Annotated in this window: 14 protein-coding genes; 6 read left to right on the plus strand and 8 right to left on the minus strand. The window is 70.9% G+C overall.

Annotated elements, in window-relative coordinates:
• The first annotated feature begins 68 nt into the window (after positions 1–68).
• Positions 69–1,769 carry a threonine/serine exporter family protein gene (locus tag JKV81_RS19130; RefSeq protein ID WP_129264274.1) on the plus strand — a complete coding sequence of 567 codons (1,701 nt, stop codon included), beginning with the start codon at positions 69–71 and terminating at the stop codon, positions 1,767–1,769.
• Positions 1,770–1,830: 61 nt separating this feature from the next.
• Here the strand turns inward: JKV81_RS19130 and JKV81_RS19135 are convergent, their stop codons facing one another.
• Positions 1,831–3,240 carry a DedA family protein gene (locus JKV81_RS19135; protein ID WP_202076899.1) on the minus strand — a complete coding sequence of 470 codons (1,410 nt, stop codon included), beginning with the start codon at positions 3,238–3,240 and terminating at the stop codon, positions 1,831–1,833.
• A 149-nt stretch (positions 3,241–3,389) separates the two neighbouring features.
• Between JKV81_RS19135 and JKV81_RS19140 the strand changes: the two genes are divergently transcribed.
• Genes JKV81_RS19140 through gad form a run of 3 tightly spaced genes read left to right on the plus strand, consistent with a single transcriptional unit; the run spans position 3,390 to position 5,870 of the window.
• Entirely contained in the window at positions 3,390–3,755 is a 366-nt protein-coding gene (locus JKV81_RS19140; protein WP_124277608.1) for a YbjQ family protein, read from the plus strand.
• Between the two features lie 38 nt (positions 3,756–3,793).
• The gene (gene wrbA / locus JKV81_RS19145) at positions 3,794–4,435 is read left to right on the plus strand and encodes an NAD(P)H:quinone oxidoreductase (RefSeq protein WP_124277609.1); all 642 of its coding nucleotides are present in this window, start codon (positions 3,794–3,796) and stop codon (positions 4,433–4,435) included.
• Between the two features lie 10 nt (positions 4,436–4,445).
• Positions 4,446–5,870 (plus strand): glutamate decarboxylase, encoded by a 1,425-nt coding sequence (gene gad / locus JKV81_RS19150; protein WP_129264280.1) that lies wholly within the window; start codon positions 4,446–4,448, stop codon positions 5,868–5,870.
• Between the two features lie 18 nt (positions 5,871–5,888).
• Here gad and JKV81_RS19155 read toward each other — a convergent pair whose 3' ends face one another.
• The 5 genes from JKV81_RS19155 to JKV81_RS19175 all read right to left on the minus strand — a co-directional run bounded on the left by JKV81_RS19155 (position 5,889) and on the right by JKV81_RS19175 (position 10,840).
• On the minus strand, positions 5,889–6,689 hold the full coding sequence (locus tag JKV81_RS19155) for an ABC transporter permease (protein ID WP_129264282.1): 801 nt from the start codon (positions 6,687–6,689) through the stop codon (positions 5,889–5,891).
• Positions 6,686–7,648, minus strand: coding sequence for an ATP-binding cassette domain-containing protein (locus JKV81_RS19160; RefSeq protein WP_202076920.1), 963 nt, complete (start codon positions 7,646–7,648; stop codon positions 6,686–6,688). The genes JKV81_RS19155 and JKV81_RS19160 overlap by 4 nt, the downstream gene beginning before the upstream one ends.
• An 86-nt stretch (positions 7,649–7,734) precedes the next feature.
• On the minus strand, positions 7,735–8,376 hold the full coding sequence (locus JKV81_RS19165) for a PadR family transcriptional regulator (protein ID WP_129264285.1): 642 nt from the start codon (positions 8,374–8,376) through the stop codon (positions 7,735–7,737).
• A gap of 67 nt (positions 8,377–8,443) precedes the next feature.
• On the minus strand, positions 8,444–9,901 hold the full coding sequence (locus tag JKV81_RS19170; protein ID WP_202076900.1) for an aldehyde dehydrogenase family protein: 1,458 nt from the start codon (positions 9,899–9,901) through the stop codon (positions 8,444–8,446).
• A gap of 54 nt (positions 9,902–9,955) precedes the next feature.
• A complete protein-coding gene (locus tag JKV81_RS19175; RefSeq protein WP_099173561.1) occupies positions 9,956–10,840 on the minus strand; it encodes a Sco1979 family transcriptional regulator in 885 nt (294 codons plus the stop codon).
• Positions 10,841–11,178: 338 nt separating this feature from the next.
• On the opposite strand from JKV81_RS19175, the gene JKV81_RS19180 reads away from it, so the two are divergent.
• A complete protein-coding gene (locus JKV81_RS19180; RefSeq protein ID WP_129264289.1) occupies positions 11,179–11,736 on the plus strand; it encodes an ATP-binding protein in 558 nt (185 codons plus the stop codon).
• Positions 11,737–11,829: 93 nt separating this feature from the next.
• On the opposite strand, the gene JKV81_RS19185 is transcribed toward JKV81_RS19180, so the two are convergent.
• Entirely contained in the window at positions 11,830–12,072 is a 243-nt protein-coding gene (locus JKV81_RS19185) for a DUF397 domain-containing protein (RefSeq protein WP_099173559.1), read from the minus strand.
• Between the two features lie 286 nt (positions 12,073–12,358).
• Between JKV81_RS19185 and JKV81_RS19190 the strand changes: the two genes are divergently transcribed.
• A complete protein-coding gene (locus JKV81_RS19190; RefSeq protein ID WP_202076901.1) occupies positions 12,359–12,844 on the plus strand; it encodes a hypothetical protein in 486 nt (161 codons plus the stop codon).
• A gap of 9 nt (positions 12,845–12,853) precedes the next feature.
• On the opposite strand, the gene JKV81_RS19195 is transcribed toward JKV81_RS19190, so the two are convergent.
• The gene (locus JKV81_RS19195; RefSeq protein ID WP_202076902.1) at positions 12,854–14,935 is read right to left on the minus strand and encodes an FUSC family protein; all 2,082 of its coding nucleotides are present in this window, start codon (positions 14,933–14,935) and stop codon (positions 12,854–12,856) included.
• Positions 14,936–14,979 lie beyond the last annotated feature (44 nt).

The following is a 14,979-nucleotide window of genomic DNA, read 5'->3' on the forward strand; positions in this document are numbered from 1 at the left end:
GTCCGTGCACATACTGGGCAGAAGCGCTCCCGGAACGGGCAACGGGCGTCGAGGAGGAACGAGGTCGAGTGGTGGCGGAACAGGGCGGTCCGGAGGACCAGAAGCCCCAGTCCGACGAGGCACGCAGCGCCTTCGTCCCTCCGCCCGGTGTGGAGCAGTCCGCGGCTCCGTCCGAGGACGACCAACCGACATCGGAATTCGCCCTTCCGGCCGGTCTGCCCGATCCGTCGGCATCGCCGGGCCCGGGTTCCGGTCCGGGCGGCGGGGCGGGGTCCGACACGCTCGCGTCCGCCTTCGTCCCGCCGAGCGGGTACAACGCACAGCACCAGCCACCCGCGTTCACCCCCGCGCACGGCATCCCGATGGTCCGGCTGACCAAGGAAGCCCCCTGGCAGGACCGGATGCGCACGATGCTGCGCATGCCGGTGACGGAGCGTCCGGCGCCCGAGAGCGTGCAGCAGACCGACGACTCGGGCCCCGCCGTACCGCGCGTGCTCGACCTGACGCTGCGTATCGGGGAGCTGCTCCTGGCGGGTGGTGAGGGCGCCGAGGACGTCGAGGCCGCCATGTTCGCGGTGACGCGCTCGTACGGGCTCGACCGCTCCGAGCCGACGGTCACCTTCACCCTGCTGTCCATCTCGTACCAGCCGTCGCTGGTCGACGACCCCATCACGGCGAGCCGTACCGTACGCCGCCGGGGCACCGACTACACCCGGCTGGCGGCCGTGTTCGGGCTGATCGACGACATCACCTCGGCGGAACACGTCGAGGTGTCGCTGGAGGAGGCCTATCGGCGCCTGGCGGAGATCCGGCGTAACCGCCACCCGTATCCGGGCTGGGTGCTGACTGCCGCCGCCGGTCTGCTCGCGGGCTCGGCATCGGTGCTGGTCGGTGGTGGTGTGCTGGTCTTCCTCGTGGCGGCGGCGGGCGCGATGCTCGGCGACCGGCTGGCCTGGCTCTGCGCCGGGCGCGGGCTCCCCGAGTTCTACCAGTTCGCGGCGGCGGCCATGCCCCCCGCCGCGATGGGCATCGCCCTGACCCTCACCCACTCGACCGATGTGCGGCCCTCCGCGGTGGTCACCGGTGGGCTGTTCGCGCTGTTGCCCGGGCGAGCTCTCGTCGCCGGGGTGCAGGACGGCCTGACCGGCTACTACCTCACCGCGGGGGCCCGGCTCCTGGAGGTCATGTACTTCTTCATCGGCATCGTGGCGGGCGTGCTGCTGATGCTCTATCTGGGGGTCCAGCTCGGCGCCGAACTCAATCCGGAAGCGCGCTTCGAACCCAACGACCGGCCGGGGCTCCAGATCCTGGTCTCGATGACCCTCACGCTGGCCTTCGCCATCCTGCTCCAGCAGGAGCGTTCCACGGTGCTCGCGGTGACCCTCAACGGAGGCGTGGCCTGGGTCATCTACGGGGCCATGGCCCGCGAGGGGGACATCTCGCCGGTGGCGGCGACCGCGGTCGCGGCTGGTCTGGTGGGTCTCTTCGGCCAGTTGTTCTCGCGCTACCGGTACACCTCGTCGCTGCCGTACATCACGGCCGCGATCGGCCCGCTGCTGCCGGGTTCGGCGACCTACTTCGGTCTGCTGGGTATCGCGCAGAACGAGGTGGACACCGGCCTCACCTCGCTCTTCACGGCTGTCGCCACGGCGCTGGCGATCGCCATCGGGGTGAACCTGGGAAGCGAGATCTCCCGGCTGTTCATGCGGGTGCCGGGCGCGGTCGAGGGCGCGTCCCGCCGGGCGGCCAAGCGGACCCGCGGCTTCTGACACACGGACGGCGCCCCGGCCCCTGAGGGGGACCGGGGCGCCGTCGTGCGCGCGGGAGGGGTCAGCGCCTGTTCTGCCAGCCGTACGGCCCCGGGTCCTCCTCCTGGGCGTCGCCGCGGCCGTCCGCGGGGCGCTCACCGTAGGAGCTTCCGTCGTCGTACGGTCCGGGCTGCCCGCCGGCGTACGGGGGGGCCTGGCCGGTGCCGTAGGGGGCCGCCTGACCGTTGTCGTACGGGGCGCCGGCCTGGCTGCCGCCGTACTGCTGGCCGCCACCCTGCGGGGCGCCGTACGGACCGGGCTGCTGGCCGCCGTACTGACCGGCCTGCTGGGCGCCGCCGTACCGGGCGCCCTGAGTGCCGTACTGGGCGCCGCCGTCGTACTGACCGCCGTACTGGCCGCCCTGGTCCGCGCCGCCGTACTGGCCGCCGCCCTGGTCCGCGCCGTACTGGCCCTGGGCGTCGTACTGGCCGCCGTACTGACCGGGCTGCCCGTTGCCGTACTGGGCGCCGCCCTGCTGTGTGCCGTACCGGGCGCCGTACCCGGCGTCCTGGCCGCCGGGCTGCTGGGCGCCGTACTGACCGCCGTACGGGGCGCCGCCCTGCTGGTCGTCCTGCGCGCCGCCGTACGGGCCGGGCTGTCCGTTGCCGTACGGGGCGCCCTGGCCGCCGTACTCACCCGGCCGGCCGGTGGTGCCGTACCGGCTGTCGTAGCCGCCGTACGGGGCCCCCTGGTCGGCGGTGTACCGGTAGGCGGCCGGACCCTCTTTCTCGCCGTCCGCTCCGCCGTGGGGGCCCGCCTCGGGGCCGCCGTCCGAGGGGCCCTGGTCGTCGCCCCGCTGCGCGGCTTCCTTCTTCGACCGGCTGCGGGCCCGCAGGAACTCGATCGCGATCGGCACCACCGAGATCAGCACGATCAGGATGAGGATCATCTCGATGTTCTGGTGCACGAAGTCGATCTTGCCGAGGGCCGCACCGAGCAGCGTCACCCCGACGCCCCAGAGCACGCCCCCGATGATGTTGAACGTGATGAACGAGCGGTAGTTCATCCGGCTCACACCGGCGATGATCGGCGTGAAGGTCCGCACGATGGGCACGAAGCGGGCCAGCACCAGCGACTTCGGGCCGTACTTCTCGAAGAACTCGTGGGCCTTCTCGACGTTCTCCTGCTTGAAGAGGCGGGAGTCCGGGCGCTTGAAGAGCGCGGGTCCCACCTTCCGGCCGAAGAGATAGCCGACCTGGTCACCGATGATCGCCGCCAGGGCGACCAGGACGCAGACCAGCCAAAGCGGGTACTTCAGGTCGCCCGTCGTCACCAGCAGACCCGTGGTGAACAGCAGGGAGTCGCCGGGCAGGAAGAAGCCGATCAGCAGCCCGGACTCGGCGAACACGATGAGCAGGAGGCCGGGCAGCCCGAAGGTGTTGAGCAGATAATCCGGGTCCAGCCAGCTCGGGCCGAGCGCAAGCGTATTCAAGGGTCCGGGCTCCAGGGTTGGTCGGTGTGCGCGGCTGCGTGGCCGCCCCAAGCTATCAACGCTGCGGCGGACGCCTGGGTTCCACTGGCGTAAGCAAGGATGCGCGCAGTACGAACCGGGGCAAAGCTTTCCGCAGGAGGTGCCACATCATGGGCATTGAGGACTACGGCGGCGGACAGACCTCACAGGCGGACGTCCTGGTCGTCACCACGAACGACGTACCCGGCCATCAGGTGACGCAGGTCATCGGTGAGGTGTTCGGACTCACCGTGCGCTCCCGCCACCTCGGCAGCCAGATCGGCGCCGGTCTGAAGTCGATGATCGGCGGCGAGCTGAAGGGGCTGACCAAGACGCTCGTCGAGACCCGCAACCAGGCGATGGAACGGCTCGTCGACCAGGCCCGGGCACGCGGTGCGAACGCGGTGCTGATGATGCGCTTCGACGTGAGCGAGGCGGCGGACGTGGGCACCGAGGTCTGCGCCTACGGCACGGCGGCCGTGATCAGCCCGTCCTGACCGGCTTCCCCGTCCCCCGTCTTCCCGGAGGTTCCCGCATGCCCACGCCCGTCAACATCGCCGTCGTCTACTACTCCGCCACCGGCACCGTCTCCACGATCGCGAAGGCCGTCGCGAAGGACGCCGAGGCCGCAGGAGCGCAGGTGCGCCTGCGCAAGGTCGCCGAGCTCGCCCCCCGGGCGGCCGTCGCCTCCAATCCGGCCTGGGCCGAGCACGCCGAGGCGACAGCGGACATCCCGGAGGCCACGCCCGACGACATGGTCTGGGCCGACGCGGTGATCTTCGGTACGCCCACCCGGTACGGCAATGTCAGCGCCCAGCTCAAACAGTTCCTCGACACCCTGGGCGGTCTCTGGCAGGCGGGTCAGCTCGCCGACAAGGTCTACAGCGGTTTCACCGCCAGCAGCACCGCCCACGGCGGCCAGGAGTCCACCCTGCTGGCGCTCTACAACACGATCCACCACTTCGGCGGCATCCTGGTCCCTCCCGGCTACACGGACGCCTCGAAGTTCGTCGACGGCAATCCGTACGGCACCTCCCACGTCTCGGGCCAGGGTGACATCCCCGTCGGCACCCAGACCCTGACCGCCGCGCGCGTCCAGACCGAACGCGTCGTGAAGTTCACCCGGGCCCTCAAGGCCGGACTCGCGGCCGGGAACGCCGGGACCGCCGAGAACTGAGGAGTCCTCCATGCCGCTCCACAAGGGTTCGCACGGCAAGACCGTCCCGTCCGACGAGCACCGCAGGCTCGCGCTCAACCCGTTCTTCGGGGAGGCCGACCCGACCGCGCCGATGGTCGCGGCACCGCCCACCCACCGCCTCCCGGACGGCCCGCTGCCGCCCTCGACCGCCTACCGGCTCGTCCACGACGAGCTGATGCTCGACGGGAACTCCCGGCTCAACCTCGCGACCTTCGTCACCACCTGGATGGAGCCCCAGGCCGGCGTGCTGATGGGCGAGTGCCGGGACAAGAACATGATCGACAAGGACGAGTACCCGCGTACCGCCGAGCTGGAGCGGCGGTGCGTGTCGATGCTCGCCGAGCTCTGGAACGCCCCCGACCCCGGGTCCACGGTCGGCTGCTCGACCACCGGGTCGAGCGAGGCCTGCATGCTGGCGGGGATGGCGCTGAAGCGCCGCTGGTCCACCCGGAACGCCGACCGCTATCCGGCGTCCGCCAAGCCCAATCTGGTGATGGGCGTCAATGTGCAGGTCTGCTGGGAGAAGTTCTGCACGTTCTGGGAGGTGGAGCCCCGGCAGGTCCCGATGGAGGGCGAGCGGTTCCATCTGGACCCGCAGGCGGCGGCCGAGCTGTGCGACGAGAACACCATCGGTGTGGTCGGGATCCTCGGCTCCACGTTCGACGGTTCCTACGAGCCGATCGCGGAGCTGTGCGCGGCTCTGGACGATCTCCAGGAGCGCACCGGCCTCGACATCCCCGTGCACGTGGACGGGGCGTCCGGGGCGATGGTGGCCCCGTTCCTCGATCCGGACCTGGTGTGGGACTTCCGGCTCCCCCGGGTCTCCTCGATCAACACCTCCGGGCACAAGTACGGCCTGGTCTACCCGGGGGTGGGCTGGGCCCTGTGGCGTTCCCCGTCCGAGCTGCCGGAGGAGCTGGTCTTCCGGGTCAACTACCTGGGCGGCGACATGCCGACCTTCGCGCTGAACTTCTCCCGGCCCGGCGCGCAGGTGGTCGCGCAGTACTACACGTTCCTGCGGCTGGGCCGGGAGGGTTACCGGGCCGTCCAGCAGGCGTCCCGGGACATCGCGCGGCGGCTCGCCACGGGATTCGAGTCCCTGGAGGACTTCCGGCTGCTGACCCGGGGCGACGAACTCCCGGTGTTCGCGGTGACGACGACGCCCGAGGTGAAGGCGTACGACGTCTTCGACGTGTCGAGGCGGCTGCGGGAGCGCGGCTGGCTGGTGCCCGCGTACACCTTCCCCGCCAACCGCCAGGACCTCTCGGTGCTGCGTGTCGTCTGCCGCAACGGCTTCTCCTCGGACCTCGCGGAGCTGCTGCTGGACGACATGCGCAGGCTCCTTCCCGAACTGCGTGCTCAGGCGCATCCGCTGCACCGGGACCCGTCGGTCCAGACGGCCTTCCACCACTGAGGGCGCCGGGGCCGGTGGTCAGCGGCTGAGGTGCGCGAACCTCCGTACCGCCAGGGGGAGGAACACCGCGGTCAGGGCCACCGGCCAGAGCACCGCCAGCAGTTCGGCGTGTTCGGCGGCCCAGGTGCAGGTGCTCCCGCCCGGGTTGCCGAACAGGCCGCGTACCGCCGTCGCCGTGGCCGACATCGGGTTCCACTCGACGACCGCGCCCAACCAGCCCGGCATGGACTCCGGGGAGGCGAAGACGTTGGAGAGGAAGCCCACCGGCCAGACCAGGATCTGCACGGCCTGGACCATCTCCGGCCTGCCCGCCACCATCGCGAGCTGGATGCCGGCCCAGAGCATCGCGAACCGCAGCAGGAGCAGCAGTCCCAGCGCGGCCAGTGCGGCGGCCGTGCCGTTGTGCCAGCGCCAGCCGAGGGCGTACCCGACTCCGGTCATCACCGCGAGCGCGGCCACCGACTGGAGCATGTCGGCGGCGTTCCGGCCGGCCAGGACCGCGCCCGGGACCATGGGCATGGAGCGGAAGCGGTCGATGACGCCCTTGTTCAGGTCCTGGGTGACGGCCAGCATCGTGCCCTCCAGGCCGAAGGCCATGGTGAGCGCGAGCATGCCGGGCACCAGGAACTCGGTGTTGTCCCCGTCGACCCCGCTGCCGCCGCCGACCAGGTAGTTGAACATCAGGAGCAGCATCACCGGGAAGACCAGGCCGACGGCGACCTGGACCGGCTGCCGTGCCCAGCGCGCCAGTTCGCGACGGGTCATCGTCCAGGAGTCGGTCAGTGCCCAGCCGACGCGGCCCGCAGTCGCCGTACTCATGCCGCCACCTTCGTCTCCGGGGACGTGCGGGGCCCGCCGGCCTGTCCGGTGAGGGCCAGGAACACCTCGTCCAGCGTGGGGCGGCGCACCGCGATGTCCTCCGCCTCGATGCCCGCCTCCTCCAGCGCCCGCACCGTCCTGGTGAGGGTGCGCATGCGGTCCGGGGCCGGGGCGCCGAGCAGCCGCCGGTCCACGTCCACGGTCACCCCCTCACCGAGCAGCGCGGCTGCCTCGCCGAGCCGGCCGGCGTCGCGGACGACCACGTCGACGCGGTCCCCGCCGACCATCGCCTTGAGTTCGTCGGCCGTTCCCTGCGCGATGACCCGGCCGCCGTCGACCACCGAGATCCGGTCGGCCAGCTGGTCGGCCTCCTCCAGATACTGCGTGGTCAGCAGGATGGTCGTGCCGCCCGAGGCCAGGGACCGCACGGAGCTCCACACCTCGGCCCGGCCCCGCGGGTCGAGTCCGGTCGTGGGCTCGTCCAGGAAGAGCACCTCCGGGTCGGTGATGAGCGAGGCGGCCAGGTCGAGGCGGCGCCGCATGCCGCCGCTGTACCGCGCGACCGCCTTGCGCCCGGTGTCCGTGAGCCCGAACCGCTCCAGCAGTTCGCCGGCCCGCAGTCCCGCCCGGCGCGCGCCCAGGTGGTGGAGCCGGCCGAACATCTCCAGGTTCTGCCGGCCGCCGAGCTCCTCGTCGAGCGCCGCGTGCTGTCCCAGCAGCCCGATCCGGCGCCTGACCTCTGCGGCCTCGGACCGTACGTCGAACCCCGCCACCTCCGCCCGCCCCTCGTCGTGCCGGAGCAGGGTCGTCAGCACGCGTACGGCCGTGGTCTTGCCCGCCCCGTTGGGCCCGAGCACCCCGTGGACCGTTCCGCCGCGGACGGTCAGATCGAGGCCGTCCAGGGCGCGCTTGTCCCCGTACCGCTTGTGCACTCCTTCGACGACGATCGCGTCGCTCACGGTGTCCACCAGCCCTTCCCCTCATGTAGTCAAACTTGACTAGCAAGGCGTAAGGTAAGCCCGGCGGCACCATTAGTCAAACTTGATCAGCCGGTATCCCCGGGGTCGGTGACCCCGGTGGCGTACGGGTTCTCCTGCCCTTCGGCGAGCACGCCGACGAAGGGCTCCCCCTCACCCGCGAAGGTGTACGCCCCGGCCTCGATCCGTGCGATCAGACCGCGGGTCCACTCCGCTCCCGCGTCGGCGGAGTGCACCCACATGTTCATGATCTCGCCGATGTGGCCGAGCGACTCCGGACCGTCCGCCGGGGTGTAGTGCTCGGTGACCGAGGCCCGCCAGCCCTCGATGGCGGCGACCCGCTCCCGCAGGAGCGCCACCGCCTCGGCCCGCTCCAGGTCCACGATGAAGCCGAGGGCGGACGAGAGCACGTCCACGCTCTGGTCGTACGAGGTCAGCGAGGACCGCAGCAGGGCGAAGTACTCCTCGGTGCCGCGGCCGGTGATTTCGTACTCGGTGCGGGGCGGGCCGCCCGCGGTGGACGGGGCGACCTCGTGGGCGAGGAGCAGTCCCTGCTTCGCCATCTGCTTGAGGGCGTGGTAGATCGACCCCGGTTTGGCGTTCGACCACTCGTTGGCGCCCCAGTACTCCAGGTCGTTGCGCACCTGATAGCCGTGCGCACGCCCGTGCTGGCGCACGGCACCCAGGACCAGGAGACGGATCGCCGACATACCACTCACCCTTTGTAGTCAACTTTGACCAGGGTAGCCCTCGCCGGAATCCGCACCGCAACCCGCGTCAGAAGGGGAAGACCGTCCGCCCGTGCTGCACGGAGATCCACTTGCGGGTGGTGAACGCCTCCACGGCGGCCTCGCCGTTCAGCCGCCCCATCCCGGACCCCTTCTCGCCCCCGAACGCCACCGCGGGGTCGTCCTGCACGGTCGCGCCGTTGACGTGGAACATCCCGCCCCTGATGCGCCGGGCGAACCGCACGCCGCGCTCGGCGTCCGCCGTGTGGACGGCGCCGCTCAGCCCGTAGGGGCTGTCGTTGACGATGCGTACGGCGTCGTCCTCACCGTCGAACGGCACCAGCAGGGCGACGGGCCCGGAGATCTCCTGCTCCAGCAGCGGTGACCCCTCCGGCAGTCCCGTCAGCACGGTCGGCCCGACGAGGTTGCCGCGTGTGCGGCCCCGCACGAGCGCGGTGGCACCGGCCGCGACCGCTCCGTCGACCAGCGCGGTGAGCGCCTCCGCCTGGAACGCGCTGACGACCGGCCCGATCCGTGTGTCCGGGTCGCGCGGGTCCCCGGACACGAGGGCGGACACTGCGGCGGTGAACCTCCCCGTGAACTCCTCCTCCACGGACCGGTCCACCAGGATCCGGTTGGCGGCCATGCTGACCTGCCCCTGGAACAGGAAGCGGCTGTAGACCGCCGCCCGGACCGCGTGGTCGAGGTCGGCGTCCTCCAGCACGACCAGCGCGCTGTTGCCGCTCAGTTCGAGGATGGTCCTCTTGAACAGCCCGGCGGCGACGGCGGCGACATGGCGGCCGACCCGGTCGGAGCCGGTGAACGCGATCACCTTGGGCACGGGGTGCTCGATGAAGGAGTCACCGATCTCGGCGCTGTCGGTGATCAGGACGTTGAGGAGGCCCGGAGGCAGTCCCGCGTCCTCGAAGATCCTGGCGACCAGGCTCCCGCCGGCGATCGGGGCGTTCTGATGGGGCTTCACCACGGCCGCGTTGCCCAGCGCCAGTGCGGGGGCGACCGTCTTCATCGTCACCAGGAAAGGGAAATTGAAGGCGCTGATCACGCCGATGACCCCGACGGGCAGCCGGTAGACCCGGTTCTCCTTGCCCTCCGTGACCGACGGCAGCAGTTCGGCCGCCAGGCGCATCGTCCGGCCCGCTGCCTCACGGAGGAACTCCTGGGCGGCCCGCACCTCGAATTCGGCCCTCGCCCTGGTGCCCCCGAGCTCATCGATGATCAGCTCGGTGATTTCCCCGGCACGCTCCCCGACGATCCGTACGGCGTTCTCCAGAACGGCCCTCCGCCGAAAAGCGCCGACGGCCGCCCATTCCCGCTGCGCGCGTTCGGCGGCCCGGTAGGCCAGATCGACTTCCGCGGCCGTCGCCACGGTGATGGAGCAGAGTTTCTCGCCGTTGTAGGGATTGAAATCAATGATGTCCCACGCACCGTTGCCGGTCAGCCACTCGCCGTCGATGTACTGGTAGGCCAGTTCACTGGGGAAGGACATGCAATCCCTTACTGCAGGCGCAGACTCCTGTCGGTCAGCCATCGTACTGGCGAATCACGTCAGTTGAAGGAGACCCCGGAGAAGATCCCGGCTCTCCTCGGGACCCGGGCTGTCCTCGTGGAGCCGGACCATGGCCTTTTCGTACTGGGCGACTTCTTCGGCCTTGTCCAGATAGAGCGCACTTGTCAGCTGCTCCAGATAGACGATGTCCGACAGATCGGATTCCGGAAAACGCAGCATCGTGAATGCCCCGCTCTCGCCGGCATGACCACCGAAGCTGAAGGGCATCACCTGGAGAGTGATATTCGGCTGCTCCGACATGTCGATCAGGTGCCGCAGCTGCGCACGCATCACCTCGCGCCCGCCGTACGGACGCCGCAGCGCCGCCTCGTCGAGCACGGCGTGGAAGCGGGGGGCCCGCTCGGAGACGAGGGCCTTCTGCCGCGCCAGGCGCAGTGCGACCCTGCGGTCGACCTCGGCCGCCGGAGCGCCGGGCATACCGCGCGCGACCACCGCATGGGCGTACGCCTCGGTCTGCAACAGCCCGTGGACGAACTGGACTTCGTAGATCCGGATGAGCGAGGCCGCTCCCTCCAGACCGATATACGTCTGGAACCAGCCGGGCAGCACATCGCCGTAACTGTGCCACCAGCCCGCCACATTGGCCTCACGGGCCAGGCCGAGGAGTGAATCCCGCTCCGCCTCGTCCGTGACGCCGTACAGCGTGAGCAGGTCCTCGACGTCCCTGGCCTTGAAGCTCACCCGTCCCAACTCCATGCGGCTGATCTTCGATTCGGAGGCGCGGATGGAGTAGCCGGCCGCCTCACGGGTGATGCCGCGCGACTCGCGCAGACGCCTGAGCTGTGAACCCAGCAGGATGCGCCGCACCACAGAACCACTCGACTCGCCTGCCGACACCGACTCGCCAACCCTCCCCATCGCTTCCCGTGCGTCGGGGTCCCCCCGAACCCCGGAGGCGGATTCTGCCACCAAAACGCTTCAGCCCGTACTCATTCGATTACAGAGATGGCAAGACTTTCCGAAAGCTTCAAAACTGTGAAGCGGAAGAAATCGCTCGAACCGTCACGCTACCGGGCAGACCTCGCGCGTGCACGTGCATCTGCCCTTGCATCTGCCCTGCGCATTCGGAACCATGGCCCCGCGCACCTGCGTGCTCGTTCGTGTTGTGCCGCTGTACCCCGCAGTGCCCGCTAGAAGCAGTGCCGCTACAGCCGCGAATCCCGGGAGTGCCTCGTATGGGGACGAATGGATCGACGATGCTCGAGCCGTTACGGCAGGGGCTTCCGCCCATCGACCCCTCGGCGGTCGCGGGCTCGGCCACCTGCACGCTGCCGGCCCGGTACGAAGCGGTGGGCGGAGCGCGCAGGTTCACCCGTACGACGCTGAACTCCTGGGATCTGGACGGCCGCTTCGACGACGTCGCCCTGGTTGTCTCGGAGCTGGTCACCAACGCGCTGCGGCACGCCCTTCCGGCCGACACCGCGCGGGAGCGCCAGGACTGTTCCGTGCGGCTGCATCTGATGCGCTGGTCCTCGCGCCTGGTGTGCGCGGTGCGCGATCCCAGTCAGAAGGGGCCGGTCGCGGGCGAGGCGCCGGATTCCGCCGAGTCCGGCCGGGGGCTGTTCCTCGTGGAGTCGTTCAGTGACTGCTGGGGCTGGCACCCCTCACCCGTGCCAGCCGGGGACACTCCCCCCGACGGCGGGCTGGGCAAGGTGGTCTGGGCCCTGTTCCGGCTGACGGAGCACTCCGCGCATCCCACGCACTCCGCGCCGGAGCGCCTCGTGCCCGTCGACGCGTACCCCGACAGCCTGTAAGGACAGCCGCCCGCCCCTGTTCCCCCGGCGCATATCAGCACGCATCGGCGCGTATCGGCGCGCCGGCGTGCGGCCCGGGCGTCGCCCGGCCGCTCAGGCGCCCGCGGCCAGGTGGTCGAACTCCCCGTCCTTGACGCCCAGCAGCAGCGCCTCGATCTCGGCCGGTGTATAGACCAGCGCGGGCCCGTCGGGGTGGCGCGAGTTCCGCATCGCCACATTTCCTCCGGGCAGTTTCGCGAACTCCACGCACGATCCTTGTGAGTTGCTGTGTCTGCTCTTCTGCCAGACGACCCCGCGAAGCTCTGTGGCCGCCATGCCGTTGTACACGTGGTGCACAGGACGCTCCCCGAGTTGCAAGGTGCAAGTGTCAACTAGCTCGGATCATAGCTGTGTTCATATGCCAATGCATGAGCAGATGCACGTGCACGCCGGGTGCGCACGTGATTACAGTTTTGGCGCTGTTCCCCTCGCCCGCGTCTTCACCCGTCCCCCGTCTCCATGACGAACAGACGAACGGCACATCAATATGGCTCCCACTTCCCCGAGTTGTTCTGTTCAGTCCTGGTAGCTTGGCGCCGTCTTCAGGCAGTGAATCCACAAGGGGGAACTCCATATGGGCAGGATGGACAGACTTCCGCGCACCGGCGTCCTCGCCGCCGCCGGGCTCGTCGCCGCGCTCACCCTGACCGCCTGCGGCAGTGACGCTCCCGCCGAGGACAAGGCCCCGAACACCGCGACGGCCCCCGCGCCGACCGGCTCACCGGGGTCCGGCACCGAGGGCGGCGCATCCGGGGGCGCGGACGCCGCGGCGCTGGAGGGCACCTGGACGGGCACGTCCGACGGCCTGCCCGTCGTCCTCTCCGTCACCTCGGGCAAGGTGGCGCTCACCGCCGGCCGGCACATCTGCCAGGGCGAGGTGAAGGACATGGGCGAGGCGATGCTGGCGCTGAAGTGCCACGACGGCGACACCGCCCGCACCATGGGATCCGTCGGCTCCAACGACGGCGAGAAGCTCGTCGTCTCGTGGGGCGCCGGGACCGAGGACACCCTGACGAAGGCCGACCCCTCCGAGCTCCCGACGGGTCTGCCGGAGCTCCCCGCCCCCTGACCTGCCCCCTCACGCCCGGCCGCTGCTGATCTCCAGCGCCCGGGAGAAGTCCTCCAGGGCGCGGAGCAGCAGGGTGGCCCCGTTGCGTACGAAGGAGTCGGGCGGCGGTCCCTCGGCGGCGTCCCTGATGGCCAGCGCCTCCCTGACCGGGGACCAGTCCGGGATCTTGCGCTCCCGTACCGCCTTCGCCCCCTCCTCGGTGGCCCGGCGCAGCGCGTCGGCCAGCCCGACGGCCTCGGGCACGGGGTTGGCGGAGGCGGCGGGCAGATGGGCCTCCATGAGCATCGCGACCCGGCCGAACTGGGCGAGCGCGTCCTCGGCGTCCGCGGCGGAGGTCCGGGAGATGCCCCGGTGGCGTACGGGCTCGTGCCGGGCCGTCTCCAGCGCCTCCTGCCAGGCGACGCGGGCCTCCCGGGTGGCGAGCAGCGCGGTGCGCACGTCGTCCAGGCTCCTGGAGGCGGGATCGGCGTACCGGTCGAGGACCGTGGCGGCGTAGCGCCCGTCCGTGATCAGCCACTTGGCCAGCCGGTCCCGCAGCCGCGGGGTCTCCCAGGCCGGGTAGAGGGCGTACGCCACCATCGCGAGCAGTCCCCCCAGGAGGGTCAGCACGACCCGCTCGGGCACGGTCTGCGACCAGTCGTCGCCCGCCATCCCGAGCAGGAAGACGACATAGGCGGAGACACAGGCCTGTGAGACGGCGTATCCGGTGCGCATCAGCAGGTACATCAGCGCGGCGCTGACGACGGCGAGCACGGCGGAGAGCTCGGCGTTCGGGTGCGCGGCCTGCACGATGCCGGTGGCGACGGCGACACCGATCACGGTGCCCATGAAGCGGGCCACGGACCGCGAGTACGTCTGGGTGAACTCGGGGCGCATCACCATGACCGCGGTCATGGGCGCCCAGTAGCCGTGGCCGAACGGCAGCACCGCCCCGATGAGGTAGCCCGCCGCGGCGACGGCGGAGACCCGGATGGCGTGGCGCAGGATCGTCGACCCGCGGCGCATCTCACGGCGCATCGAGCGGTAGATGACGGGGACCAGACGCAGCAGGGTGGGCCGGCGGCGGTGCGGGACGAGCGGCTCACCGGGGGTGCGGTCGTCCGTGCCGGTCCCCTCGGCGATCTCGATGACATCGGCGAGCAGGGAGGTGAGCCGGTCCGCGGCCCTGCGGGGCGGCCCGGTGAGGATCACCTCGGTGTCGGGGGACTTCAGTACGGAGAGCGCCGTCTCGTCCAGCTGCACCGGGTCGCCGTGGCGCACCGCCCGGGAGGCGGAGTCGAGCAGTGATCCGGCGGCGCCGAGGATTTCCCAGGTCCAGTAGCGTTCGGGGCCCTCGGGCGGGACCCCCAGGGCGGGATCCGCCAGCGAGGCGAGGACCGGCCGCAGCCGTTCGGCGACCCCGCGCGCACCGTGCAGGTCGGCGGGGCGGCGGCGGGCCTGGCGCGGGGTGACGGCGGCGGCGTTGCGCGCGGTCATCAGCGGCACGGGGTCGAAGGGCGCCACCGGGTCGTCCCGCAGTCTGCGGGCGTAGTCGGCCACACCGGCCAGGGCATCGGCGAGCGCGTCGCGCTGGGCGCCCCATCTGCGGACCGGGAAGAGCACGATCAGTGCCGCCTGGACGAGCCCTCCGAACGCCATCATCGCGGCGTGGGCGGCGGCGTCGGCGACGGAGGTGGGCAGCGTGATCGTGACCAGCATGATCGCGACGTTGGAGCCCGCGATGATCCCGCCCGTCGGGCCCGCCGACCAGGCCATCCCCGCGGTGAACGTCCAGAGGATCAGCAGGGCCAGGAACAGCACGGTGTGGGACACGGTGACGTAGCCGACGAACGTCGACACGGCGAGGCTCGCCCCGGAGACCAGCGCCAGCACCGGCCTGGGGCGCCAGCTGCGCTGGAAGGTGGCGATGGCCGCCTGGTACGCGCCGAACGCGGAGCCCGCGGCGATCACCGGGCCGAAGAGCACCAGGCTCGTGCCGACGACGAGTGCGAGACCCGCCGCGCCGCGCAGCGCGATGAGCGGTTCGAGACGCTGCCGCTCGATCGACAGCCCCGAGCGGGCCGTCTCTTTCAGCGCCCGGAGCCAGCTCATGGGGTGAGCCTAGCGGGACTACGGACAAACCCGACTTATGCCGC

The sequence above is a fragment of the Streptomyces silvae genome, assembly GCF_016745505.1.
Taxonomy (GTDB): Bacteria; Actinomycetota; Actinomycetes; order Streptomycetales; family Streptomycetaceae; genus Streptomyces; species Streptomyces silvae.